The organism is Dyadobacter tibetensis Y620-1 (assembly GCF_000566685.1).
Classification (GTDB): domain Bacteria; phylum Bacteroidota; class Bacteroidia; order Cytophagales; family Spirosomataceae; genus Dyadobacter; species Dyadobacter tibetensis.
In genome coordinates this window covers 590,774-616,334 of sequence record NZ_AZQN01000001.1, presented here as the reverse complement: position 1 = coordinate 616,334, position 25,561 = coordinate 590,774, and the positions used below count along the sequence as shown (strand labels likewise).

20 protein-coding genes are annotated in these 25,561 nt (G+C 42.2%); 7 read left to right on the top strand and 13 right to left on the bottom strand.

Annotated features, from left to right (window positions below):
* Positions 1–22: 22 nt before the first annotated feature.
* The 4 genes from X939_RS0102590 to X939_RS0102575 form a co-directional block, all read right to left on the bottom strand.
* Entirely contained in the window at positions 23–631 is a 609-nt protein-coding gene (locus X939_RS0102590; RefSeq protein ID WP_044198371.1) for a hypothetical protein, read from the bottom strand.
* Positions 632–746: 115 nt separating this feature from the next.
* A complete protein-coding gene (locus X939_RS0102585; RefSeq protein ID WP_025761718.1) occupies positions 747–1,928 on the bottom strand; it encodes a THUMP domain-containing class I SAM-dependent RNA methyltransferase in 1,182 nt (393 codons plus the stop codon).
* A gap of 167 nt (positions 1,929–2,095) precedes the next feature.
* A complete protein-coding gene (locus X939_RS0102580) occupies positions 2,096–4,405 on the bottom strand; it encodes a DUF7133 domain-containing protein (RefSeq protein WP_025761717.1) in 2,310 nt (769 codons plus the stop codon).
* Between the two features lie 65 nt (positions 4,406–4,470).
* Complete coding sequence (locus tag X939_RS0102575; RefSeq protein ID WP_025761716.1) at positions 4,471–5,766, bottom strand: MFS transporter; 1,296 nt, start codon at positions 5,764–5,766, stop codon at positions 4,471–4,473.
* Positions 5,767–6,142: 376 nt separating this feature from the next.
* Between X939_RS0102575 and X939_RS0102570 the strand changes: the two genes are divergently transcribed.
* The 3 genes from X939_RS0102570 (at position 6,143) to X939_RS0102560 (ending at position 8,534) form a co-directional block, all read left to right on the top strand.
* Positions 6,143–7,147, top strand: coding sequence for an NAD(P)/FAD-dependent oxidoreductase (locus X939_RS0102570; protein ID WP_025761715.1), 1,005 nt, complete (start codon positions 6,143–6,145; stop codon positions 7,145–7,147).
* A gap of 2 nt (positions 7,148–7,149) precedes the next feature.
* Positions 7,150–7,473, top strand: a complete 324-nt coding sequence (locus tag X939_RS0102565) for a 2Fe-2S iron-sulfur cluster-binding protein (RefSeq protein ID WP_025761714.1) — start codon at positions 7,150–7,152, stop codon at positions 7,471–7,473.
* Between the two features lie 317 nt (positions 7,474–7,790).
* Positions 7,791–8,534, top strand: a complete 744-nt coding sequence (locus X939_RS0102560; protein WP_025761713.1) for a proteasome-type protease — start codon at positions 7,791–7,793, stop codon at positions 8,532–8,534.
* Between the two features lie 35 nt (positions 8,535–8,569).
* Here X939_RS0102560 and X939_RS0102555 read toward each other — a convergent pair whose 3' ends face one another.
* The 5 genes from X939_RS0102555 to pdxA form a co-directional block, all read right to left on the bottom strand.
* On the bottom strand, positions 8,570–10,891 hold the full coding sequence (locus X939_RS0102555; protein WP_025761712.1) for an efflux RND transporter permease subunit: 2,322 nt from the start codon (positions 10,889–10,891) through the stop codon (positions 8,570–8,572).
* A gap of 76 nt (positions 10,892–10,967) precedes the next feature.
* On the bottom strand, positions 10,968–12,155 hold the full coding sequence (locus tag X939_RS0102550; protein WP_131694675.1) for a class I SAM-dependent methyltransferase: 1,188 nt from the start codon (positions 12,153–12,155) through the stop codon (positions 10,968–10,970).
* Between the two features lie 34 nt (positions 12,156–12,189).
* Positions 12,190–14,007 carry a tetratricopeptide repeat-containing sensor histidine kinase gene (locus tag X939_RS0102545; RefSeq protein ID WP_131694676.1) on the bottom strand — a complete coding sequence of 606 codons (1,818 nt, stop codon included), beginning with the start codon at positions 14,005–14,007 and terminating at the stop codon, positions 12,190–12,192.
* Between the two features lie 247 nt (positions 14,008–14,254).
* A complete protein-coding gene (locus X939_RS0102540) occupies positions 14,255–15,142 on the bottom strand; it encodes a YicC/YloC family endoribonuclease (protein WP_025761709.1) in 888 nt (295 codons plus the stop codon).
* A 21-nt stretch (positions 15,143–15,163) separates the two neighbouring features.
* Positions 15,164–16,285 carry a 4-hydroxythreonine-4-phosphate dehydrogenase PdxA gene (pdxA, locus tag X939_RS0102535; protein WP_025761708.1) on the bottom strand — a complete coding sequence of 374 codons (1,122 nt, stop codon included), beginning with the start codon at positions 16,283–16,285 and terminating at the stop codon, positions 15,164–15,166.
* A 97-nt stretch (positions 16,286–16,382) separates the two neighbouring features.
* Here pdxA and X939_RS0102530 point away from each other — a divergent pair, with 97 nt between their 5' ends.
* A complete protein-coding gene (locus tag X939_RS0102530; RefSeq protein ID WP_025761707.1) occupies positions 16,383–17,315 on the top strand; it encodes a 2-hydroxyacid dehydrogenase in 933 nt (310 codons plus the stop codon).
* 73 nt (positions 17,316–17,388) lie between these two features.
* On the opposite strand, the gene X939_RS0102525 is transcribed toward X939_RS0102530, so the two are convergent.
* The 4 genes from X939_RS0102525 to trpS are packed head-to-tail and all read right to left on the bottom strand — an operon-like array spanning position 17,389 to position 20,523.
* Positions 17,389–17,955: a 50S ribosomal protein L25/general stress protein Ctc gene (locus X939_RS0102525; protein ID WP_025761706.1), complete on the bottom strand. Its 567-nt coding sequence runs from the start codon at positions 17,953–17,955 to the stop codon at positions 17,389–17,391.
* A 34-nt stretch (positions 17,956–17,989) separates the two neighbouring features.
* Positions 17,990–18,934 carry a ribose-phosphate pyrophosphokinase gene (locus tag X939_RS0102520; RefSeq protein ID WP_025761705.1) on the bottom strand — a complete coding sequence of 315 codons (945 nt, stop codon included), beginning with the start codon at positions 18,932–18,934 and terminating at the stop codon, positions 17,990–17,992.
* 39 nt (positions 18,935–18,973) lie between these two features.
* Positions 18,974–19,549 (bottom strand): phosphatase PAP2 family protein, encoded by a 576-nt coding sequence (locus X939_RS0102515; RefSeq protein WP_044198215.1) that lies wholly within the window; start codon positions 19,547–19,549, stop codon positions 18,974–18,976.
* 2 nt (positions 19,550–19,551) lie between these two features.
* Complete coding sequence (trpS, locus tag X939_RS0102510; RefSeq protein ID WP_025761703.1) at positions 19,552–20,523, bottom strand: tryptophan--tRNA ligase; 972 nt, start codon at positions 20,521–20,523, stop codon at positions 19,552–19,554.
* Positions 20,524–20,777: 254 nt separating this feature from the next.
* Between trpS and X939_RS0102505 the strand changes: the two genes are divergently transcribed.
* The 3 genes from X939_RS0102505 to trxA all read left to right on the top strand — a co-directional run bounded on the left by X939_RS0102505 (position 20,778) and on the right by trxA (position 25,560).
* Positions 20,778–21,452 carry a DUF2461 domain-containing protein gene (locus X939_RS0102505; protein WP_025761702.1) on the top strand — a complete coding sequence of 225 codons (675 nt, stop codon included), beginning with the start codon at positions 20,778–20,780 and terminating at the stop codon, positions 21,450–21,452.
* 39 nt (positions 21,453–21,491) lie between these two features.
* Positions 21,492–25,142, top strand: coding sequence for a DNA polymerase III subunit alpha (gene dnaE, locus X939_RS0102500; protein WP_025761701.1), 3,651 nt, complete (start codon positions 21,492–21,494; stop codon positions 25,140–25,142).
* 85 nt (positions 25,143–25,227) lie between these two features.
* Positions 25,228–25,560: a thioredoxin gene (gene trxA / locus X939_RS0102495; RefSeq protein WP_025761700.1), complete on the top strand. Its 333-nt coding sequence runs from the start codon at positions 25,228–25,230 to the stop codon at positions 25,558–25,560.
* The last annotated feature ends 1 nt before the right edge of the window (position 25,561 follow it).

Genomic DNA, 25,561 nt, shown 5'->3' with positions numbered 1-25,561 from the left:
TTAGGATGGGCGGATGAAGGAACTATTCTAATAGTCTTATCTTAATCTTGATATCATGGGGGGCTGTCTCATCACCGCCAAAATAAGGTAAAAGATTGTATGCTAATCCCACACTTCCGGAGCAAAAGCGCTGCATTCGAGTTTCTGCTCCGTTTAGTAAAAAAACATATTCATTTCCCTGAATTTGAATCTCGTAAGTGTTGGTTTCATTTAAAGTTACCGTTCCTAGGGATTTGACTACTCTTTGACCATCGACATAGGTATAGGCATGTATATGCAAAGCATTATCCATCCAATTCCATCCAAAACGTGCGCTGTTTCCATGATGTGGACTGTTACAATCTGAAAATCCCATGAGTTTATTGATATCATACTGATTTTCTGGAATGAAGCTCTTGTAAATGGCACTGCTATCAAAAACCGCCTGGAACTTTAACCGATCTGCCTTAAACAGGGTGATATTATCGCCATCTATTTCATGCTTGTCTTTGGATATTTTATATGTAATAAAGTCATCCTCAAAACTAGGTTTAGGGCCCACCCAGCTACAAGCCCAGGTACTCACGATCAGGAGACACCAGAAAAATGCCTTTGTTATAAAAAGGTTTGAATTAGCGTGCGGGTTGGGCATGGACATTTATTTTTTTTCTGTTGTAATGTAAAAGCACTGAGGCCGGAAAGACATATACCTGTACTTGTTTAATGAACGAATAGCTAAATAATATTCGTTCATTAAATTTTTAATATTAATCGACTTGTTGCGTCTTTGGTTTCACCATACTGCCTTGGTAAAGTTCATATTCCAATAGTCGGCAATCAATTTTCCCAGTAAAAAATTCCGTACGTTTTTTAGCCTTTAGACCTATTTTCTTAGCAAGGTCTAAATTTCCTGTAAAGATATATCCTAAATATCCCTTACATTTTTGCTTCATAAAGTTACCAATTTCGCGATAGGTTTCCTCCAGTTCTTCCATTTCTCCCAGGCGTTCACCATACTCTGGATTCATAAATAAAACACCCGTGTTTTCGGGAATTGTTGCCTCCCGGAAGTCACAAATCTCGAATTGAATGTATTCTGAAACGCCGGCTGCTACGGCATTTTTACGTGCGTTATGAACGGCATTTTCATCAATATCACTGGCGATGATCGTAAGATCAAGATCTTCAATAATTGCTTCCTCCAACATTTTCATTTCTGACTGATAAACGGTATCGTCGTATTCCAATAGATGCATAAAGGCAAAGTGGTCGCGGTGGATCCCTGGCTTGGTATTGGTAGCCAACAGAGCGGCTTCGATTGCCAAGGTTCCTGAACCACACATAGGATTGATAAAGGGACTCCTTTTATCCCATTTGCTGGCCATAATGGTACATGTTGCCAAGGCCTCGAGCATTGGGGCCTGGCCAGGAATTTTGCGATAGCCATGGCGGGCAAGGGATTCTCCTGAGGTGTCCAGAAATATTTCCGATCCATATTCATTCCAGAAAAGATGCACCACTGCACCCAGAAATTCAGAGCCAGATGACGGACGCTCATCAAATAGTTCTTTAAACCGATCTACAATTGCATCTTTAACCTTGACATTGGCAAACATACTATTTTTGATACTTGGATGCTTCACATTGCTAGTTACGGTGAAGTATCCGGCCTTATCGATATATTTTTCCCAATTCAAATTCCGGACGTGACGGTAAACAGCATCCGGATTATTGGCCTCGAAGCTTCCCAGACTAAAAAGAACCTGGCTGCCACAATTCAAATTTAAATTTAGTTTAATACAATCCTGAAGCGTTCCCTGCAACTTTACACCCGTAACAAAAGTTTGGTCTATGGTATACCCTAATGCCAGCACTTCTTCCTGGAGATATGGAGCATGCCATTTATGGCAGGTAATGGTAATATTGGATGTTTCAGAAAATATGGACATAGGGTAAAAGCAAGTTAATTTGGATGGCAAAGTTAGTCATTCTTTGGGAATACCTTATCTTCGTTTAGATGGACCCAGGCGGCGGCAGTAAGGATTATGTGATAGTAAGGACCAAAAAATAGCCGATCCCGGATAGAGATCGGCTAATGCTATTTTGTATGAAGAGGTTATTTGGCGGCTTGAAATTCCTTTTCAGTAAAAGCGTTCTGTCTTCCCGCTAAGGCAGTGCGGACCTTTGTAACTTCTTCAGTGCTGACTACATCTGCATTATTTCTCCACGACTTGCGTATGAAAGACAGGAGCTGTGCTATGTCTTCATTTCCCATCGCATCATCGTATCCTATACCGGGCATATCTCCGCTGATTTCTGGTGTCTTGTAGACATGGCCGTTCACGGTGACTGGCCCAGTAAGACCGAAGAGGACAACAGAAATTAGTCTATTTTTGTCTCCTGTTACCCATTCAGACTGATTGAGTGGGGGGCCAAGAGATGCCACTCCGTTTCCATCAATTCCATGACAGGTCTGGCAGATAGAGGTGAATAGGGCCTCACCCTTAGGGAATTGCTGCTTTAGGATCTCCGGATTTCTGTTTTTTCTGGCATCCTGAGCGGCTAGACTAACTTTCTTTAATTCTTTACGTAAATAGCTGCTTTCAACGACCTGAGAGGATATCTTTTGGTCGAATAGGTCTTCTCTGTCTTGAAGATTGCTGATAATAGCGTCTGCAACATAGACGTTAGTTGCATATTTATTGGCCAACTTAATCAATAGATCATCTGCCGTTTTTTTATCGTAAACGGCCACATATTTAGCCAGAAATGCAAGGTAAGGAGCGGAAAGTGTATCTGGTTTTTCCAGTAGAGCACGGAAGGAAGAAACGAATTTGGCTTGGTTACCTGCGTTAATTAGAGAAGGTACCGCTGCCAATGCCTGCATTTGAATCTTCCATGGTCCCGACTCTATCAGTCGAATCGTCTCATCGGCAGACAGTTGCCCGAGGCCTTCGAGTGTCCATAGGGAGTGAATGGCTAATAGAGGATTCTGCGTTTGCTGACTGGCTATTTTCAGTTGTGGGACCAGGCCGGTTAGTTTTCTATCTATTATATTTTGCTGAGCACGGTCGCGAACCCACCCGTTCTCATGTCCTAGGTACGCCATAAGCTGTTGTGGCTCCGAAGACAAGCTTACATGCTTTACTTGTTTATTCTTAGGGACTACTTTGTATATTCTTCCAGCCGAAAGGGGTTGGGTAAGCTTACGTAGGCCGATCTGATTTTTCAGATAAGGAGTTAAGTAGGTCTTGTGCTGTATGATTCCCCGGTACATATCCAAAATAATCATGGACCCGTCGGGGGTGTTATATAAATTCACCGGTCTGAATCGCTCGTCGGTACTTGCAATAAACTCATGATCGTTAAAAGCCTGTTCCCCCGAAACAAGGTACCCTGCTTCGTTCATAATATTCCTTTTGATCAGATTGGCGGATGGTTCGGGAACGAATGAGTTAAAGGCATAAGCTTCTCCAAACAGATCGCCTCTGTAAATCATAGGGCCCGATGCCGCCGTAAATTCATTTAATCTAAGACTATCATCGAGTATATTCTTCATATATCCCCGATTCACTCCAGGGGTAGGGCGTATAGGATATACCTTGTTATTAGCAACTGCTTTTTCGTTGAAACCCTTCATGCGTTTTTGATAACGATTCCAGGCCCCTAATCCTGGGGAAAAATAATCGCCCAACAGATTCTGTGAATTGTTATTATAGTACAGACGACCGTAGTTATCCTGGGTAATTCCCCATTGCCCCCGAAAATGCGTACTTTCTATAAGCCATTTATCCTTAAGTTTTCTGTAACGCTTGGCCGACTTGGCATTATATATCCAGTTGTCCATTCCTCTTAATAGACCATTAGGCTGATGTTCCACATTTCCCCCTTCCGTATATTGAGGATCTACCAATTCACGGCCAACCACCTGGTCTCCATCCAATTTATAAAACCACAGGTTGGTAGGCTCCGCTACCAGAATACCATCCTCTATCAAACACAAGGCGCGGGGCAGAATTAGCGAGTCGATTAGAACAGTGCGTTTATCATACACCCCGTTCTGATCGGTATCCTCCAGAATGACGATATTACCATTCGGGATTTCCTCTCCAGTTCCCAGGCTGTCGGGCATATAACCCGTCATCTCAGCTACATACATTCGGGCCTGATCGTCAAAAACCATAGCCACGGGGGTGCTAATCAAGGGTTCGGCAGCGATCAATCTAACTTCAAAATCTTTATCGATTTTCAAGCGCTTCATAGATTGTTCGGGAGTGAGAAAAGGGGACTCCGAAAAATCGACAACTGTTTCTTCCTTCTGATCTACTGTCGAAATCTGCTTGTTAATAGTTTGTTTATTGCTGGTGCAATAGAATAAAGTTGAGCCTGCAATGGCAAGGGTTAGCGGAATACGAAACCTTTTCATTCTCTAATTTTAGGGGTTGATGTCATGAGCAAAAACAATTAAATGGAGGTTTTGGTTTTAACTGTTTAAATTTTAATAGCTTGTTCCACGGGCTGCATCTTTTTGGTAAGCAATTGAATAATTACCCACGCCAATAAATAGGCCAGACCACAAATGATAAATAAGATGTTGTATCCTGCTGTAATATTTCCGGCTGCCTTATAATAGTCTAAAAGAAAACCCACTAGTAAGGGAAACAAAGTGGAGCCAATAGAACCGGCCATTCCTCCGATTCCCACTACCGAGCTAACGGCTCTTCTTGGAAACAAATCGGAAACGATGGTAAATATATTGGCACTCCAGGCCTGATGTGCTGCTGCTGCAAGACTTATAATCCCTACTGCTACCCAGATATTAGTTGCAAACTGTGCGAGCATAATAGGCATTACCACGATGGCAAAAATCAGTAAGGTAGTTTTCCTAGCCTGAAGGGGTTTCCAGCCTCTTTTTATCAGGGCAGAAGAGAGGTATCCTCCAAAAATACTTCCAATGGTAGTAGCAGAATATACTACTGCGAGCTGTAAACTAGGCTTCTTCAGATCTAAGGAGAAGGTTGTGGCAAAATAGGAAGGTAACCAGAATAGGAAAAACCACCAGATCGGATCGGTCAAAAGTTTACCCACTATAAATACCCAAGTCTGGCGAAGTCCAAGGAGTACAGACCATTTAATAGGTTTGGCATCTGGGGCTTCTTCCTCTTCGTCTTCGTTGATATAGTTATATTCGGCTTGGGATAATTTTTTATGACGTGAGGGTATTTCATACATAAACCACCAGAATATCAGCCAGACAAAGCCTAAAGCTCCAGTGATGATAAATGCTTCCTGCCATCCGTAAGTCCCCAGGAGCCAGGGTACCATCAATGGTGCAGCTACCGCTCCGATACTGGTTCCAGAGTTGAAGATGCCTGTTGCTAGGGCTCTTTCCTTTTTTGGGAACCATTCCGCTGTTGCTTTTACAGCTGCTGGAAAGTTTCCAGATTCTCCAAGTCCCAAAAGGGCCCGGGCCGCTCCAAACCCAAAGGTGCTTTTTACAAATGCATGCCATATGGCGGCAATACTCCACACGATGATCGAGACCGAATAGCCTAGTTTGGTGCCAATTTTATCAATGATGCTACCAAATATGATATATCCAAAGGCATAACAGCCTGCAAAGACCATAACTATATTGGCATAATCCGATTCGGTCCAGTTGAATTCTACCTCCAAAGTGGGTTTTAAAAGTCCCAATATCTGACGGTCAATATAATTAATGGTAGTGGCAAAGAAGAGAAGTGCACAAATAACCCAACGGTAATTTCCGGTACTGGTTTGTTTCATGGTCTAGTAAAATAAAAATGTTTTTAAGGGTATCGGGTTCTTATAAAATTAGTCCTCATGCCATAAGACTGCATTTTTTACAATTTACCCTCGAAATCTTCTGGATTTCTTAAAAAAAAGGTGGCAAGCTTCATTTCAAATCAGTTCTTTCCTGGAGTCCAATTCTGAGATTTGTAGGTTAAATGTGCTCTATCCCTCTGAAGGTCAATCCGAGTCCGAAAATGAATTCTGCCATAACAAATGGTTATACCAGATAACGAGCTGTGATTATAACTCAATTTAGCAATGCGCTACATTTGCTTTCAGTATTGAGAGGATCTAACGCTGAAAAGCCCAGTTTCCTTCGACTAAATCGGATACTTAAAATTCAATGACCATGATCACAACAGATATATGTATTATAGGCGCGGGACCCGTAGGATTATTTGCGGTTTTTGAGGCAGGGCTATTAAAGATGCGTTGTCACTTGGTTGACGCATTGCCTGAGGTAGGGGGGCAGCTAACAGAAATATATCCCAAGAAGCCTATATACGACATTCCGGGAGCACCGGGTATTTTAGCGGAGGATCTTATCCGGAATCTGTTAGTACAAATAGAAGACTTTCGTCCGACCTATAGCCTGGGCGAAAGGGTCGAGGCTATTCAGAAACAGCCTGATAATAGCATGATTGTTCGTACCAATGAAGATACCCAGATCCATTGCCAGGTAGTAGTGCTGGCCGCGGGTTTGGGCAGCTTTGAGCCTCGTAAGCCCGCGGTTTCGAACCTGGAGTATTTTGAGGGCAAAGGGGTGAACTATATGGTTAAAAGCCCCGAGCTGTTCAGAGCGCAAAAGGTCGTGTTGGCTGGTGGAGGTGACTCTGCATTAGACTGGGCCATATACCTTTCTGAAATTGCCGAACGAGTGACCCTCATCCATCGAAACGAGACCTTCCGGGGAGCGCCAGACTCTGCCGCCAAGGTGATGGAACTGGCTCATTCCGGAAAGATAGATCTCTTTTTACAAACGCAGGTCAAAGGCCTGGGTGGCAACGGAAGGCTCAATAGTGTGGAGGTTGTCGATCAGAATAAAAAGCACTTTCAGATTCCGGCGGACTCCTTCATTCCATTATTTGGTCTGAGTCCGAAATTAGGTCCAATCGCCAATTGGGGACTGGGCATTGATAAGTCGGCGGTGTTGGTTAATACCTTGGACTACTCCACTACTGAAGCGCGGATATATGCAATCGGTGATATTAATACTTATCCCGGAAAGCTCAAGCTAATACTTTGTGGCTTCCACGAAGCGGCTATTATGATGCAAAGCGCTTTTAAATTTGTGTATCCAGAACAGAAATTAAGTTTTAAATATACCACCGTAAATGGCATAAATACTTTTTGAAAATGATCAGTATAGCAATCGAGAAAGAAACGGGTGAGCAGACATTACTGGAAGTGCCAGTTGATATGGGCTTAAATCTTATGGAAGTCCTTAAGGCCTATGAATACGATATTTTGGCTACTTGTGGAGGTATGGCCCTTTGTGCAACCTGCCATATAGAAGTGCTGGAGGGCTCAGAGAAAATACCTCCAGTCAGTGATGCAGAATTGGATATTTTAGATACTATGCCGGCCACGTCGGAACGTAGCAGGTTAGCCTGCCAGCTCCGACCCGACGAGGGAATGGATGGGCTGGTCATCAGATTAGGGACGTTTGACGAGAATTAAGCATAGGAGTGGAAAACAGACTATAACCTAATAATCGTATTTATTAGTTTTTCCTTCCGGTTATTACCTTTCTTTACTTTACATATTAAAAATTCAGGAAGTTATTTCAATACTTGACTGATCTGGAACCTAGGCGCTAGTACTTCTCAAATAGAGACTCATTGTTTTCAAGCAAAATGTAGGGGCTGTAAGTTGGAATTCTTAAGGTTTGATTTGTATAAACTTTCGGATAGAAGAGCTTATTATTAAATTAATTAGTTTCGAATTTAATATTTTTGCGACTGTCTAGAATTCCCCATCACTTTATAAATTGGCATATGACATATTGTTTAGGTATTAAAGTAAAAGAAGGTATAGTCGCCTTGTCCGATACCAGAATTACGGCTGGCACGGATACAAGCTCTAAAAAGAAAGTATATCTAGCCAAAAAAGGGGGGCATTCCTTGTTTATCATGACGAGTGGGCTGCGTTCCGTTCGGGATAAAGCGGTTCATTACTTTGAAGAACTTATTGAAGATGGAATTGTCTATAATAAGTTGTACAAAGCGGTGAATGCATTTGGTGAGCAGATTAAGAAGGTGGCATTAGAGGATAAAAAATCGCTGGAACGTTCAGGTCTACGCTTTAACCTTAATGCAATAGTAGGGGGGCAATTAGAGGCGGATGCCGATCATAAGCTGTTTTTGCTTTATTCGGAAGGCAACTGGGTGGAGCTTGACGAAGGAGCACCTTACGTGATAATAGGAAATTCCGGTCAGGGAAAAGCCATTCTTAACAGGGTTTTGGACGAGAATTCTACAATGAAACAGGCCTTAAAGGCAGGCTTCTTGTCCTTCGACTCTACTCGGGTCAGTAATAATGATGTGGACTTTCCAATTGATGTGGTTCTCTACAAGAAGGATAGTTTCCAGGTAGTTGAACATCGATACGATAGAGAATCACTGAAGGAAGTGTCAAGCATGTGGGCAGAAAAACTCAAAGATGCATTGGAAGATATTCCTGAAACCTGGATGGAAGCTACTTTTGAAAAAATTCCGTCAGACACAAAAGAAAAGGCCTGAAACAAATCAGGCCTTAAAGGTTCCAGTTGGAATGATTATACCGGTTTAACATTTTTCCCCTGTCTCTTCGCTATTGACAGCAATAGGGCAGGTAAGAGAATAAGGTTGGTACACATGGCGACCAGCAGGGTAATGGATACCATTACCCCCATGGCTGCCGTGCCCCCGAAGCTGGAGGCAGCGAAGATGGAGAATCCGCAGAACAAAATTACCGCGGTATATATCATGCTCAGTCCGGTACCATAAATGGATTGAGTGACGGCTTGTGAGGGGTTCAAGCCGTTATTATAGAGTTCCTGCCTGTATCTGGTAAGGAAATAAACTGTTCCATCGGAAGCAATCCCAAAGGTAATGCTGAAAATTAAGATAGTAGTAGGTTTAAAGTAAATTCCGAAATACCCCATTATACCAGCCGTTAATGCCAGAGGGATTAGACAAGGAAGCTTGGATAACAATATAATGGGAATAGATCGGAAAAGAACCATACCGACGATTGCAATAAGGATGATGGCGATTAACAAACTTTCATAGAGGTTACCCAATAAGTAGTCGTTACTTTTCAGAAAAACCAAACTATGACCAGTTAAGCTCACTTCATACTGCTCGGTACCAAAAATAGAATCTACCTGAGGACGGATATCCGACATCAGCTCCTTGATGCGATCGGAACCTACATCGGCCATTTGGAAGCTTACCCTGGTAATACTTTTGTCATCGTTTAGAAATGAATTGATTTGTTTCGTAGCCCCCTGTTCATTATTCAGATAGCCCTTTAATTTGGATAATTGCATGACTCCCGGTAAGGCATAATATTTGGCATCGCCCCCCCGATAGGCCTGATATAGAAATTTAGTGGCCTCTACTACTGAAATTGGCTTGGAGAACTCAGGGTACTGGGCCATAACATTCTGGAGAGCCTTTATTTTATAGAGTGTCTTTGCCTGATTACCAAAAACACCATTTTCCTCTTTGGTATCGATCATCACTTCGAATGGCAATACCCCATTGAAATTTTTTTCAAAAAATCGGAGATCCTTATATACCAGGTCATTTTTCGGCAAATCGTCTACAACATATCCTATCGCTTTGATCTTAGTCATGCCATAGGCCGATATAAGAACTACTACGAGCATGGTCAAGTAGATTTCTTTTCTTTTAAAATGCACCAAATAGTCTACCTTCTTAAGGAACCCGGCGGCCCATTTTCCCTCTAGATGTTTCAGATGTCTGGTCTTTGGACGCGCCATATAATGGAGCGTAATAGGTAAAAGCAACAGGCAAAGGATATAGGTTATCATTACGCTAATGGCGGCCACAATGCCAAATTCTACCAAAAGAATGCTATTGGTAAAATAAAATACGCCAAAGCCGATGGCGGTGGTAAAATTGGCTAGAAAAGTAGATAAGCCAATTTGCCCAATCATTTCTTTGATAGAGCGATCCTTATCCTTACCCGAGGTAAGCTCGAGTTGATATTTATTGATCAGAAAAACACAGTTAGGGACCCCGATTACAATCAGAAGAGGTGGAATAAGTCCGGTAAGTGCGGTGATTTTATACCCAAATAAGTATAATAAACCAACCGAGTGGATCACCCCGATAAGAACGACCGTTATGGACAATAAGGTGAGACGAAACGATCGGAAAAATGCGAACAGGATAACCAGTGTAACTAGGATTGCCAAGCCCATAAAGAGCTGCATTTCGCTAGATATCTTTTTCATGTTCACCGTTCGGATATATGGCATACCCGAATAATGGAGATCCGTTTGATGTTTTATGGCAAATTTTTCTGCCATATTCTCGATGTCATCAACAATGGTAAGACGCCGCTTGGAATTAAGATCTTTATCATTGAAGGTTACCACCATCACAGTTGCCTTACTTTCTTTATTCCACACCAGTCCATCATAAAAGGGAAGACCCTCTATGGATTTTTTGAGGCTATCAACCTCCTCCTGACTGCCAGGTGCCTGTCTTAGTAGTGGTTGAAAGTCAAATCTTGACAGGGAATCGTCCCGAACAACACGTTGCAGATTAGCCAGGGAAAGTACATTCTTGATTCCCTTAGTATTTTTTATCTCTTCAGAAAGTTTGTACCAATCCTGAAATTTTTCCAAAGAAAACATTTCGTCATCCTGCCAGCCAATTACCATTACGCTGCCATCTTCGCCAAAGAGCTTTCTGAACTTCTGATATTCTATTTCTATTGGATCGGAAGATGGCAGTATTCGGGCAAACTGGTAGGAAAGTTCAATTTTACTGGCCTGATAGGCCATAAATAGAGTCGAAACGAATATTAATGCGACCCATATCAGGCGATATCGAATGATATGAGTGGCTACTTTATTCCACATAACGTTTTTTTATTATTCAACAAAGCGACAAAGATACACAGGTAGGGGAGAAAAGATGGATTAAAGGTGGAAAACCTTAGAGCTCCAACTCCTGGATTAAATGATGGTAATCAATAGCAAAAAAGGAGAGAGAATCTTTTATTTTCCTCATGATTTGTTCACGGTCAGCGGTTTGCCCTTTAGATTTAATGGCCGTAATCATCACATTTTTGGGAGTATGGGCATCGGAAATAAATTCGAAGACTTTGGTTTTGTATCCAAAATATTCTAAGACTAAGGCTCTAATGGCATCCGTTATCATTTCGGCCTGTCGTTCCAATAAAATTCCATGACGTAGTATAAAGTCCAGCTGAGTGTGATTCTGGCCTTTTTCCATACTACGCCGAATTTGCTTATGGCAGCATGGCGCCACTACAATAAGTTCGGCACCAGCCCGTATTCCCTTAGCAATGGCGTCATCAGTGGCTGTATCACAGGCATGAAGTGCAATCATAACTTGTAATGATTCCGGACGGAAGTCAGAAATGCTGCCCTGAATAAATTCTAGGTCATTAAATTTTGCCTCCTTTGCAATTTTGTTGCAAAGGTCTACCAGATCCTCCCTAAATTCTACCCCTTGAATTCTGGCCTTTCTTTGCAACTGATTGGTTAAATAATCGTAGAGTGCAAAGGTAAGATACCCCTTGCCCGAGCCCATATCAGCAATTTGTAATTCCTTATCCATGCTAAGCTCTCTGAGCAACTTGCTCAAAATCTCAATATAATGATTGATCTGCTTATATTTATCCTGAGACTTTTTAAAAACCTTACCATCATTGTCACAAATTCCTAGTGCAGTTAGATAGGAATTATTTTTTGCAGGAATCAGTCTTTTTTTAGCATGGTCATGCTCCTGACTATCCGAAAGTTTTTTGGTAGGGGATAGTTGGCGGATCCGTTTCTTTTTGTTTGGAAGCTCTTCATATTGATAATCCTCCGTAGTGGTAAAGCAGTTTCCAACCTTAAAGCCATTTTCCAGATAATGTTCCAGCCGGCTCAGCCCATCTTTCGGAATATAATTTTTAGATATATCCTTGGTTTTGTAACGATAGGTAAATTGTAGCATAGGTTCGTTCTTGAGACGAATATTTTTGACATAAATATTCTTCAGGTCCGATTCCATTCCCTGGTAATTGCCCAGGGAGGCAGAGATAAAAGCGTTGGTCACAAGGGCCACCTCGCATTTATTTATAAAAATCTTTATTGGATTATTGGTGCTCATCATATTATTTGCTGGACCCTTCTTAGGATGTTATTGACTACTGTTGCTTGCTTTTAGGAGCGTGAGGTATGGTAATTGTAATAATTGTTCCCTTATCATTGGTTATTTTCAGATCTCCCATCAGACTTTCCACCCTACTTCTTACATTTCCCAGACCCATACCTCCAGTGGGTTGTTTGGTCAGCCCGATTCCGTCATCCGAAATCTGAAGGTGAAGCTTATTCTTGGATGATTTAATGCTTATTACAGCATTTTTTGCATTGGCGTGTTTGAGAATATTAGTGGTAAGTTCCAGAATTATGCTATACATTTCAAATTCAACTTTACCATCTAACCGATCTTCTAAACCTTCAACCTGAAAATTGAAGGCTATTTCATTATTTTCATTTAATTTATCAACGAGCCGCTGAACCGTCAGCACCAAACCATGCGCATCTAGTTCGTCTGGCATCAGATTGTGCGACAGACTTCTTAATTCCTTATATGCCTTACCCACCATTTGTTGAACACTATTATAAATGGTGCGCTCATGCTCCGGAAGCATCTTTTTGTCGATTCCATACAGATACCAGTTCAGTGAAGCCAGGGTTCCTCCTAAGCTATCATGGAGCTCGGCAGCTACCCTTTTTCTTTCGAGCGTCTGGCCTTTAATGAGGGAGGTTCGTATTTCGGCATTTTTATGCCTCAGGTTGATATTTGCCCTCCAGAGAAACAAGGCAAAGATGATAATGAGCAGTAAGGTACAGATCAGGAATATTTGAACTACACGCTGTTGATCTATAATTTTTTGTTGGATTTCTAAATCTTTTTTCTTGTTGTCAAACATGAGCTGAGACATGGTAAACTGCCTTTCAATTCGCTCCTGATGCATCAACCTCCTGTTAAAATGCGTCTGTTCCAGACATTCTATAGTAGACTTCAGATCGCCCTTTTGCTTGTATGCCTGGGCTAAAGCGGCCAATGCCCAGGTAATCTGAAGGGGAGAGTGATATTTCTTTGAAAGCTCTAAGGCTTTCAACCCAGTTTCAATGGCTTTATCCTGGTCGTTCATATGTACATAGAGATTGCTCAGATCATTCCATATACTCATCAACCCGTATCTCAGATTAACCTTCTCGTACAATTTGCGTGATCTGTGAAAGTACTCTTCGGCTCTTGCATAATCCTCATGTCTCAGATACATATAGCCCTCTGCCTGTAAACAGGTGGCCTTTCCATAATCATTTCCCAGCCGTTCATATAACTGAAAGGTCTGATCATACATAGATTTTGCCTTGATTACTTCACCTTTTTCCCGGAAATGATTGGCTATACTTTCCATGCACAGCGCCTTGGCACTATCTGCTTTGTATAAGTTGAAGGTTTTCAGAGCACTTTCGAAATAGTAATAGGCCTTGTCAAAGTCCTTATACTCGGTATAGGTTTCTGCCAAAAATCTTTCTGCATATGCCCTTTCTAACGGAAGGTTTTTTTTGACTGCAAGCGTATAACTTTCATTGGCCAATTCGCGCAGGAAATCGTAGCCACCTTCGCTAACATAAAATGAGCTTAATACATTATAGGTCTGAAGCTTACCTTCGTCCCAGTCATTTTTTTGGCATAAAGCCAGGGCCTCCTTTGCATAGCGTATAGCTACTGCGGCATCTTGGTAAAGATACTTACGAGCGAGGCGGTTGTATTCATGAATCAGTAAGGTGTCTTTGCGAAATACACCAGTAGAGGTAGATGCCGTCAGGCCTTTATCATAGCTTACGGTTTCCTGAATGTTTTGAGCCTGCGTGGGGAAAACAAACCAAGTACAGCAGACGGCTAACCAGAGGAAGTTGTACCATCGTTCATTAATATGTAAAAACATCAGGGAAAATTTTATATCAATAGGCCGTTTATTTTCGAAAAAATAGAATAAATGATTCAAATATAAGAATTTCGATTCACTATTGTAGGGAAATGGTTTTTTACCAATTGCTATCTGGTAGGACGTTTTTATACCCAGAAATTAGGGGTAGGGCAAATTAACTTCATAGCCTTATGGGCGATCATAGGGGAAAGGGGCAAAGATGGCTCCCGCCTTAGCAAAACTGGAGCCACCCTTTTAGAATTTGTTATATAATATTTAAGGTCTGTTCCTTTATTTTTTCGAGTTCATCCTTCATCCGTACTACCAGGTGCTGAATGGTAGAATCGTTAGCCTTAGAGCCAATAGTATTTACTTCTCTACCTATTTCCTGGGTAATGAAGTTTAATTTCTTCCCGTTACTTTCGGGAAGGTTAAGTGTTTCTATGAAATAATCTAAGTGATTTTGGAGTCGGATTTTTTCTTCCGATATGTCAAATTTCTCTATATAATAAATTAACTCTTGTTCAAATCGATTTTGGTCAAGGTTTTCGTCAGACAGTAGTTCCCGAACTTGCTTTTCTAAACGTTCTCTTACTGCGGGAATTCGCTTTTTGTCCTGTTCTATTACATCTTTTAACAATTGGTCGATCGTAGCAATGTATTCCGAAAATTTATCCGAAGTCATCTTGCCTTCCTGCTCCCTAAAATGATTGCATTTTTGGAGAGCTTCCGTTACGGCCTGTTTGATTAGCTGCCATTCCATTTCTTTATCGGCTTCTTGCACCGACTCATTATTATAGGCGTTGGGAAGCTGAAGTGCCATTTTTAGGAGGGCCGTACGGTCTGGTTCAAATCCCATCTCCTTAGAACTAGCTGCAAGATCATCGAAATATGCTTTCACCAACAAACGATTGACAGTGGTGGAAGCTACCGTCTTACCGGTCTGCTGGACGGTTAGAGTAAGTTCGGCTTTGCCTCTTTCCAAGGAGGATGTAAGCAGATTGCGAATTTCGATTTCTTTATCGGAATAGCTTCTGGGTATGCGGCAGTATAGATCCAGGAATTTGGCATTCAGCGTTTTTATCTCTACCGTCACCAAAAGGCTCTCGGTTTCTACGGTGGATACGCCATACCCGGTCATTGATTTTAGCATCAGACTTATGTTAAAGAGTTTTTACGATTTGTTTTGGTTATTGAACCTTTGCTTTCCACCCGATTTTGCAGGGTGTTGATTTTCAGATTGTTGAGGCTTCGATATCAATGCCCCGGCGTCGATATCCTGTTTTTCGAGGCGGTAAGCGCTAATGTCGCAAGCAAGATAAATGGCTTGCAATAGCGAGCCGGGCTCCGCCTGGTTTTTTCCGGCAATGTTATAGGCAGTACCATGATCGGGGGAGGTACGCACTACCGGAAGCCCACCAGTGAAATTTACCCCTTCATTGAAGGCTATGGCTTTAAAGGGGATTAGACCTTGATCGTGGTACATGGCCAAAACCGCATCGTATTGCTTATAGGTATTGGCGGCAAAAAAACCATCGGCAGGGAAAGGCCCAAATACAAGTTCTCCTTTTTCTAAAAAGTTTTTCAGGGTAGGGCTTATCACATCCACCTCTTCGCTACCCAGAAGTCCATTTTCGCCCGCATGGGGATTCAATCCAAGGACTGCCAGTTTAGGTTTTTTGATTCCAAAATCATTTCGCAGAGAGGTAAGCATTTGCTCAATTTTTTTGGACAACCGATCCGGATTAACTTGTGACCGAACCCTTCCTAGAGGAATATGGCCCGTAAGCACGCCGACCCGAAGATTGCCCGAGACCATAAACATCAGGGCATCCTGTACCGAAAAAGCATCAGCCAGGAACTCTGTATGGCCCGGAAACTTGAATTCAGCGCTCTGGATGTTGTCCTTATTGATAGGGCCGGTGACTAGGCCTTGAATAGTTCCTGCCCTCAAATCTTCTACTGCACGGGTCAGGCATGCCAATGATGCCTGTCCAGCTTCGGTCGTTATCGATCCCGGGTTTATGTCCAGTTGATTGTCTTGCCAGCAACTTATGACATTGGTTAATTTATGGCTGGCTTGTTCTACCCTCTGGATTCCGTGTAAGGACCAGTCTTTCATGCCCAGTTGATTTCTGTAATAGTTAAGGACCTTCATCGATCCATATATTACAGGGGTGCAAAGACGGGATAATTGATTGCCTTCCAATGCTTTTAAGATCACTTCAGGGCCAATACCATTGTAGTCGCCAATGGTGATTCCAATAATGGGTTTATGCGTACTTTGATCGTTCATTTACGTATTATCTACTATTTGTCCATTTGGTTTGCGATTCTCTGTTAAATTTGCACGTCGCATTCCGCTGGCAAGTTACAAAAAATACCGTGCTCCTATGAATATACTAATCGTTGATACGATGCATCCGTCACTTTTTACCATGATAGACGAAAATGGATGGACTTATACTTATCTTCCAAAGCTCAGCAGAACAGAAATATTGGAGTGTTTGGAGGGCTACCAAGGCCTAATTGTACGAAGCAAGACCCGAATTGACGAAGAGATTTTAAATTCGAGCTCTACTTTAGAATTTATTGCTCGCGCAGGGGCAGGCTTGGACCTGATCGACTTAGATGCAGTGCAAAAACGCAATATCAAGTTATTCCATGCCGGTGAGGGCAATCGAGATGCGGTAGGAGAGCAGGCCCTGGCTATGATCCTTGCCCTGTTTAATAATTTAATCCGCGCTGACCGACAGGTGAGACAGGGAATCTGGGACAGGGAAGGAAACCGAGGAGTTGAACTAATGAACAAGACGGTTGGTATTGTTGGCTATGGAAATAATGGTCAGGCCACTGCAAAGCGATTTTCGGGCTTTGGTTGTCGTGTGTTGGCCTACGATCGTTATCGAAAGCACTACGGAGATGATTATGCTCAGGAGGCTGATTTCGAAGAATTGCTGGCTCAATGTGATGTTATCAGTTTTCATGTGCCCTTAACTGAAGAAACGAAGTTTTGGGTAGATGACGATCTGATAGGGGCCTTTTCCAAACCTTTTTACCTTATGAATCTGTCGAGAGGGGAAGTTGCGAGGATGGATGCTGTGGTAAAAGGACTTCAGTCTGGGAAAATTCTGGGAGCTTGTTTAGATGTTCTCGAAAACGAGAAGCTATCGACCCTCACTTCGTCTCAGCAGGTCTCCTTCGATTACCTATGTGCATCCGACCAGGTGGTACTTAGTCCTCATATTGGGGGCTGGACCCATGAAAGCTATATTCGTATCAACGAAGTTTTGGTGAAGCAGATCGTGCAAGCATATCAGCTGTAACCATAGCTGTAAAACAAATATGCCGACCAATGGTCGGCACGTTTGCATCTATTAGCCATGAAAAATAAAATACTTACTTGCCCAAAGTTCCACGAAGTGCCCGTGGGATTTCTACAGAAGCAATGGGATTACTTGGTGCTGACAATATAACAAAATTTTCAGCTTTAATTGCACCAACCTTAACAGATTTTCCTAAGTCTAAGTCAGTAACGTCTACTTCTACAAAGTCAGGGATGTTTTCTGCTAATCCTTGAACGCGTAATTTACGCAATTTTTGATTCATTTTACCACCTTTTATTACACCGGCTGATGTTCCAGTCAATTTAACAGGCACTTCCACCTTGATTTCCTTTCCAGGAACGATTTGTAAAAAATCGGCGTGGATTAAAGAATCGTTTACGGGATGGAATTGTTTTTCCTGAAGGATGGCATTATATATATCCCCCTCAATATTGAGGGTTACATTAAATACATCTGGTAAGAAAAGCAAGTCGCGGTATAACATTGCTGGCGCATAGAAATGCACCTGCTCACCACCACCATACAACACAGACGGAATATAACCTTGTGAACGTAATTCCTGGGCTTCCGTCTTGCCGAGATTCGCTCTTTTAAACCCTACAATCTCATGCTTTTTCATAAGAATAATTATTTAGAAAGATGTTAAAACTAATTTACTGTTGATTTATAAATAATGAACTAATAGATTCATGATCACGAATACGTCCAATCGCTTTGGCAAATAATTCCGCCACTGAAAGTACTTTTATTTTATCGTTTTTCTGTTTCAGGGGGATCGTATCGGTAACAATCAGTTCCTCCAATACAGAATTGGCGATGTTTTCATGTGCTTTTCCCGACATGATCGGGTGGGTACTAATGGCTCTAACTGAGTTGGCCCCCTTATTTTTAATGATCTCTGCTGCCTTGCAGAGGGTTCCACCTGTGTCTATCAGGTCGTCTACCAATACCACATCCATGCCTTCTACATCTCCAATGACCTGCATACTTGCAATCTCATTAGCGCGTTTGCGGTGCTTATCACACAGAATCATATCCGCATTCAGGAATTTGGCGAAGTTCCTGGCCCTAGCCGCACCTCCCATATCCGGAGAAGCAATCAATAGGTTCTGCAAACCCAGAGACTGAATATAAGGAACAAAAATTGACGTTCCTTCCAGATGATCTACAGGCAAATCGAAAAAGCCTTGTATCTGACCGGCATGTAAATCGACGGTCATCAGGCGATCTACCCCTACAGAAGTCAATAAATTGGCCACAACTTTAGCGGCAATCGCCACCCTAGGTTTGTCCTTACGATCCTGGCGAGCATAGCCGAAGTAGGGGATGACTACCGTTACATAATGAGCGGAGGCCCTTCGGGCCGCATCCACCATCAATAACAGTTCCATTAAATTGTCAGCCGGAGGGAAGGTCGATTGTATTAAAAATACATCGCAACCTCTTACCGACTCCTCAAAACTTGGGGACAGCTCGCCATCACTAAACTTACGAAGGGTATATCCCCCCAGCTCCTTTCCGAAGAATCTGGCAATGTCTTTTGCTAGATATTCTGACTGACTTCCTGAAAAGATTTTTACTGTGTTGAATGAACCCATGGTTAAGTGAAAATTTGCGCAAAATTATATAAAAATCAGTTAATTACGAGGATATTTTCGCAAAAATATCAGATATATTTTAAAAATGATACTTCCAGCTAGGAATCCTACTATCCAGCCGACCAAAATATCGCCCGGATAGTGTACACCTACATAGATTCTACTGTAGGAGTAAATGACGACCCATATGGCTAGAATCCAGATAAATCGATGCTTATGACCGAGCAGAAGGATCCACGTTGTGGCCACTGCAGCACTGGTAGAGGCGTGAGAGGAAGCAAAGCCATATTGTCCACCACAGCCCCCCACATTATGGACAAGGGCGTTGAGGGCCGGTTCGAAACAAGGCCGCAGCCGTTCAAAATAGGGCTTCATAAGCCCGGAGGTGATATAGTCGGATAGACCTGCAGCAGCTATAATAGCTATGATCATCAGCCAGCTGCTCTTTTTTTCACTGCGAATGGTGAAGGCCAATAAGGCCAGATACATTGGAATCCAGGTGTACTTAAAGGTAATCCAATCCATTAAGAAATCGAATACCGGATTGTGAAAACTATTAAGATACAAAAATAGCTCCTGATCCAACTCTGCAAGCTGTCCAATGAATTCTTGCATATCTAAAAGCCGAGTACTTTTCTAATTTTCTGAATGGTTTCCTGAGCGACTGCTCGCGCCTTCTCTTCTCCTGCCTTTAAAATTACTTCTAATTCTTCAGTATGCTCCATATAATAGTCAAACTTCTTTCGAGGTTCATCAAATTTAGTGAGAATACAGTCGAGAAGTTCTTGTTTGGCATGGCCATATCCATAGCCTCCACGCTCATAATTGGCCTTCATTTCCTCAACTTGTGCCGGAGCTGCCAACAAAGAATAGAGTTTAAAGGTGATATCTTGTTGCCAATCTTTAGGCTCCTCCAGAGGTGTGGAGTCAGACTTGATTTTCTTGAGGACTTTTTTTAATTCCTTTTCCGGAAGAAAAATATCTATGAAATTATGATAGGACTTGCTCATTTTCTGGCCGTCGATGCCTGGAATAGTCATCAGCCGTTCGTCTATACGCGCTTCAGGTAGTACGAGTACCTCTTCACCTGCCTGTAGGTTAAATCGATTGGCAATGTCTCTGGACATTTCCAGATGCTGCTTCTGATCCTTACCTACGGGGATGATATTGGCATTGTATAACAGAATGTCGGCAGCCTGCAGGACAGGGTAAGTAAATAGTCCTGCATTAACTTCCGAAAGTCTTTCCGACTTATCCTTATACGACGTGGCATTGGCCAACATAGGGAAGGGGGTGAAACAGTTGAGGTACCAGTTTAATTCTGTATGCTCCTGAACCCGTGATTGTCTCCAGAATACATTCTTACTAGTATCGAAGCCGAAGGATAACCAAGTAGCGGCAATGGCCCGCACGTACTCCTCTCTTAATTTACCGTCTTTAAGGGTTGTAAGTGAATGTAAATCGGCAATAAAGAAAAATGATTCATTACCGGGCTCTTTGGATAATTCGATAGCGGGTAAAATTGCCCCCAGAATATTGCCCAAATGGGGACGGCCGCTGCTTTGAATTCCAGTTAAAATTCTAGACATTGGGTGGTGTTGGAATAAAATAGTTCAAAATAATAGTGTCACTGAGTCTTATCATCTGACAGTCAGTAAACTTTAGCATCTCCGCCTAACAGGTTGTCGTCTTCTAAGGAGAAACATAATTCAAAATACGAGAAATTGAGTCAGAAAAACGTAGTAAATTTGAAATAATTAGAAATTCTCTGGACACACCTATTCTTATGACACCCTATTGCTTGGCGTGATATAGGACTGGTAATTAATAAATTATATTGGATATGCTTCATCAGAACACCTTGAATTTTTTGTCCGATCTGGCCGAACATAATGAAAGGGAGTGGTTCCAGGAGAATCGCCCCCGATACGAGGAGGCTAAGGCAGACTTTGAGACTTTGATTTCGAACCTGATAGATCGGATTGGAAAGATCCAAGAACTGGGGCCATTACAGCCCAAGGATTGTATTTTTCGAATCAATCGGGATATCCGTTTTTCTAAGGATAAGTCTCCATACAAACTCCATTTCAGCGCCGGTATCGGTCCAGGGGGCAAGGGAGCCGGAAGGGTAGATTACTATTTACAAATCCAACCTGGAGGCCAATCGTTATTGGGAGGAGGAATGTGGAACCCAACAACGGAACAGCTGGCCAGATATCGTCAGGAAGTAGACTATAATGCTAAAGAATTTAAAACAATTATAGAGAATAAAGCCTTTCGAGCCTATTTTCCTGAAATACATGGTGCTACTTTGAAGACTGCTCCTAAGGGCTATCCGAAGGATCATCCCGAAATTGAACTGCTCAAAAGAAAGGCCCTGTTCTTTGCACATAACTTCTCTGACCAGGAGATTTTACTGCCCGATTTTCTGGATCGGGTGATGGAAGGGATCGTAATCTTGAAACCATATTGCGATTATATGAATTATACCTTATATGATGAGGCCGAATCTTTTTGAAAAGCCCCATTCACTGTTACCATTAATACCAAATTAGACATGCAATTCTCTCACCTGCACTGCCATACACAATTTTCATTGCTGGATGGCGCTGCTGATATTAAGAAACTATTTAAAAAGGCTAAGGAGGACAATATGCCCGCCGTAGCGATCACCGATCATGGCAATATGTTTGGCGTGTTCGAGTTTGTTGCAGAAGGGAATAAACAAGGTGTAAAACCTATCGTTGGCTGTGAATTTTATGTCGTAGAGGACAGGAGCATACGCCAATTCACAAAGGAGCGGAAGGATGTGAGGCATCATCAACTACTACTTGCCAAGGACGAAATCGGCTATAAAAATTTAGTAAAAATGTGTTCCCTGGGTTATATCGAGGGAATGTATGGTAAGTATCCACGGATAGATAAGTCATTAATTGTCAAGTATCATCAAGGACTTATTGCAACCACCTGTTGCATAGGCGCTATAATCCCGAAAACCATTCTCAGAAAAGGCGAAGCTGAAGCGGAAAAGGAATTTAAATGGTGGCTCGATCTGTTTGGAGAAGACTTCTATGTAGAACTTCAAAGACACGAAATCAGGGATCAGATTATCGTTAATGAGGTATTAGTACGGTTTGCCAGAAAGTATAATGTTAAAATAATTGCTTCTAATGATTCGCACTACGTAGATCAAGAAGATTGGAATGCCCATGATATTTTACTCTGTATAAATACGGGAGATAAACAAAGTACGCCTAAAGCTAAGGATTTCGATGATGATAAGGGCATTAGCAAGGGGTCGCGATTTGCCTTCTATAACGATCAATTCTATTTTAAGAAAACCAGCGAGATGATGTCGCTGTTTCATGACCTGCCTGAGTCGATCGATAATACCAACGAAATTGTTGGCAAAATTAAAAATTTAGACCTGCGTAAAGATATTCTTCTCCCCAATTTTCCAATTCCCGACGAATTCAAGACCCATACGCTGTCGGAAATGGTTGGGAAGAAGGAACTTACACCTGATGTGCTTAATCAATGGGAGTATCTTAAGCATATTACCTTCGTTGGAGCCAAATTTAAGTATGGAACCATTACGCCTGAAATTGAAGACCGGCTCAATTTTGAATTGGCGACGATTCGAAATATGGGTTTCCCGGGTTATTTCCTTATTGTGGCTGACTTTATAGATGCAGGAAGGAAAATGGGTGTTTTTATTGGGCCTGGGAGAGGATCTGCTGCAGGCTCAGTGGTGGCCTACTGTACGGGAATAACCAATATAGATCCTATCAAATACGATCTTCTTTTCGAGCGTTTTCTAAATCCTGATCGTATTTCCCTCCCTGACATTGATACGGATTTCGACGACGAAGGCCGTCAGAAGGTAATTGACTATGTGGTTAAGAAATATGGTTACAATCAGGTAGCTCAGATTGTTACCTATGGCACGATGGCCGCCAAATCGGCCATTAAAGATGTGGCCCGGGTGATGGACCTTCCCCTTTTTGAAGCAAATTCTCTGGCTAAGCTGGTACCGGATAAGCCCAGCTATGGCATGACTTTGAATAGGATTTTTACTGCTCCTTTGGACGGAGAGGGTAGTCTGCTCAAAAAAGAAGGTATATCCCCCGAAGAGCTGGATAACGTAAAAAAAATGAGGGGCATAATTGCTGGTTCCGATTTGCAGGCTAGTGTGTTGCAGGAGGCGAAGAGGCTGGAAGGTACCGTGCGTAATACCGGTATTCATGCGGCTGGGATCATTATTGCTCCCAGCGATCTCACGGAAATTATTCCGGTAAGTACTTCTAAAGATTCTCAATTATTAATTACCCAGTATCAGGGGAAAATAATTGAAGACGCAGGAGTGATAAAAATGGACTTTTTAGGCTTGCGTAACTTAACGATCATCAAGGAAGCGCTAAGGCTGATCAAACAAAACCATGGGGTTGAAATCGAAATTGATAATATTCCCCTAGACGACAAAAAAGTTTTCGAGCTTTTTCAAAAGGGAGAAACCAATGCCATTTTTCAGTTTGAGTCCGACGGGATGAAGAAATATATGCGCGAGCTTATTCCCGATCGTTTTGAGCACCTTATCGCTATGAACGCCCTGTATCGTCCTGGTCCATTGGCGTATATTCCTAATTTCATCCGAAGAAAAAATGGCTTAGAGGAAATTACTTACGATCTGCCCGAATTGGAAGAGTACCTAGCCGATACCTATGGGATTACCGTTTATCAGGAGCAGGTGATGTTGCTTTCTCAGAAGCTCGGAGGCTTCACCAAAGGCCAGGCAGATACCCTTCGGAAGGCTATGGGTAAGAAGCAGATCGAAACCCTGCACAAACTGAAAGGTGATTTCATGAAAGGTGGAGGCGATAAGGGGTTAGACCTGAAGAAGTTGGAGAAGATTTGGACGGACTGGGAAGCTTTTGCTTCCTATGCCTTCAATAAGTCCCATTCAACATGTTATGCCTTTGTAGCCTATCAAACCGCCTACCTGAAGTCGCATTACACGGCGGAGTATATGTCCGCTGTACTAACCAGCTCTCTGGGGAATATCGAGAAGATCACCTTCTTTATGGAGGAATGTAAAAATCAGGGTCTTGTAGTCCTAGGTCCCGATGTCAATGAGTCGGATAGGCAGTTTAATGCTAATGATAAGGGCGAAATCCGATTTGGGCTGGCAGGTGTAAAAGGAAGTGGAGATGCGGCTGTAGAAGCCATTATTGAAGAGCGCAACGCCCGGGGGCCCTTTACGGATATTTTCGATTTTATTATCAGAGTGAATTTAAGAACTGTAAATAAGAAGACCATAGAAAGTTTGGCCTATGCTGGTGCTTTTGATTGTTTTAGTGAATATCATAGGGCCAATTTTTTTGCAACAGAACCCAATGAAAATGGGACTTTTATAGAACGACTGATACGGTATGCCAATAACTACCATAGTGAAAAAAACTCTGCTCAGGCTAGCTTATTTGGGGCTTTCGGCGGAAATGATGCACTTTTGGTGAAGCCCAAAACCACGGACGTGCAGCCTTGGAGTGATCTGGAGAAGCTGCGCTACGAACAAGAGGTGGTAGGATTTTACATCTCTGGCCATCCTCTGGACTCTTTTCGGATAGAGCTCGAGAATTTTTGTACCTGCACAGCCAATCAGGTACTTTTGATAGGAGAGGGAGAAAAGAAGCCTAAAAATTTCGAGAAGGAAATAAGTATCGGGGGAATAGTCACCAGTGCGATGGAGCGTACCTCCAGAAACGGAAATACATTTATGATTTTCCGAGTGGAGGATTACGGTGGTTCGCTAGAAATATTATTAGGTGGTGAAGATTATATACGATTCAAAAATTATCTGCAGGTGGGTCATTTTTTACATATTAAAGGCCGGGTTCAGAATCGATGGAAACAGGAAGATCAGTTTGAATTTAAAGTCCTTCATATTCAATTACTCACCGAAATACGGGAAAAGCTATGTCGTAAAATAAGCGTGAATGTCCCCCTGGAATTTATTGATGACCGTACGATCCAGATCCTTAAAGAAACATTTGAAAGCAATCCGGGTAGCTGCTCTCTCAATTTGGTTGTAGTCGATTACGAATCCAAAATGGAAGTAGAGATGATTTCCCGAGGCTATCGGGTTGCCCCTAGTAATGAATTGTTTAAAACCCTGGGATTAATGGAGGGAGTAAAGTTTTCGTTGAATTGATTTCTATACTTACCCTTGCGGAACTTTTAGAAGTTCAAATTGATTAATTATACATCTTATTAATAACCAAGAAACAGAATCTAAAATGGGAAAAGCACTTGAAATTACCGATAGCACCTTTGAGGAACTAATCCAAAGCGAAAAACCAGTATTGGTTGATTTTTGGGCCGAATGGTGTGGGCCTTGTAAAATGATCGGGCCGGTTGTAGAGCAGCTAGCTGGAGAATATGAAGGTAGGGCCGTAATTGGTAAAATGGACGTTGATATGAACTCTGCTGTCCCTGCTAAGTTTGGAATTCGTAGTATTCCTACTCTGATGATCTTTAAAGGAGGTCAGCTGGTAGACAAAGTGGTAGGGGTTGTACCCAAAACTACTTTGGAAGAAAAATTGAATGCACAATTGACTGAGACTGTTTGAG

Coding starts and splice junctions, on each gene's coding strand:
- X939_RS0102590 (WP_044198371.1), bottom strand. CDS start 631: ATGCCCAACCCGCACGCTAATTCAAACCTTTTTATAACAAAGGCATTT.
- X939_RS0102585 (WP_025761718.1), bottom strand. CDS start 1,928: ATGTCCATATTTTCTGAAACATCCAATATTACCATTACCTGCCATAAA.
- X939_RS0102580 (WP_025761717.1), bottom strand. CDS start 4,405: ATGAAAAGGTTTCGTATTCCGCTAACCCTTGCCATTGCAGGCTCAACT.
- X939_RS0102575 (WP_025761716.1), bottom strand. CDS start 5,766: ATGAAACAAACCAGTACCGGAAATTACCGTTGGGTTATTTGTGCACTT.
- X939_RS0102570 (WP_025761715.1), top strand. CDS start 6,143: ATGATCACAACAGATATATGTATTATAGGCGCGGGACCCGTAGGATTA.
- X939_RS0102565 (WP_025761714.1), top strand. CDS start 7,150: ATGATCAGTATAGCAATCGAGAAAGAAACGGGTGAGCAGACATTACTG.
- X939_RS0102560 (WP_025761713.1), top strand. CDS start 7,791: ATGACATATTGTTTAGGTATTAAAGTAAAAGAAGGTATAGTCGCCTTG.
- X939_RS0102555 (WP_025761712.1), bottom strand. CDS start 10,891: ATGTGGAATAAAGTAGCCACTCATATCATTCGATATCGCCTGATATGG.
- X939_RS0102550 (WP_131694675.1), bottom strand. CDS start 12,155: ATGATGAGCACCAATAATCCAATAAAGATTTTTATAAATAAATGCGAG.
- X939_RS0102545 (WP_131694676.1), bottom strand. CDS start 14,007: ATGTTTTTACATATTAATGAACGATGGTACAACTTCCTCTGGTTAGCC.
- X939_RS0102540 (WP_025761709.1), bottom strand. CDS start 15,142: ATGCTAAAATCAATGACCGGGTATGGCGTATCCACCGTAGAAACCGAG.
- pdxA (WP_025761708.1), bottom strand. CDS start 16,285: ATGAACGATCAAAGTACGCATAAACCCATTATTGGAATCACCATTGGC.
- X939_RS0102530 (WP_025761707.1), top strand. CDS start 16,383: ATGAATATACTAATCGTTGATACGATGCATCCGTCACTTTTTACCATG.
- X939_RS0102525 (WP_025761706.1), bottom strand. CDS start 17,955: ATGAAAAAGCATGAGATTGTAGGGTTTAAAAGAGCGAATCTCGGCAAG.
- X939_RS0102520 (WP_025761705.1), bottom strand. CDS start 18,934: ATGGGTTCATTCAACACAGTAAAAATCTTTTCAGGAAGTCAGTCAGAA.
- X939_RS0102515 (WP_044198215.1), bottom strand. CDS start 19,549: ATGCAAGAATTCATTGGACAGCTTGCAGAGTTGGATCAGGAGCTATTT.
- trpS (WP_025761703.1), bottom strand. CDS start 20,523: ATGTCTAGAATTTTAACTGGAATTCAAAGCAGCGGCCGTCCCCATTTG.
- X939_RS0102505 (WP_025761702.1), top strand. CDS start 20,778: ATGCTTCATCAGAACACCTTGAATTTTTTGTCCGATCTGGCCGAACAT.
- dnaE (WP_025761701.1), top strand. CDS start 21,492: ATGCAATTCTCTCACCTGCACTGCCATACACAATTTTCATTGCTGGAT.
- trxA (WP_025761700.1), top strand. CDS start 25,228: ATGGGAAAAGCACTTGAAATTACCGATAGCACCTTTGAGGAACTAATC.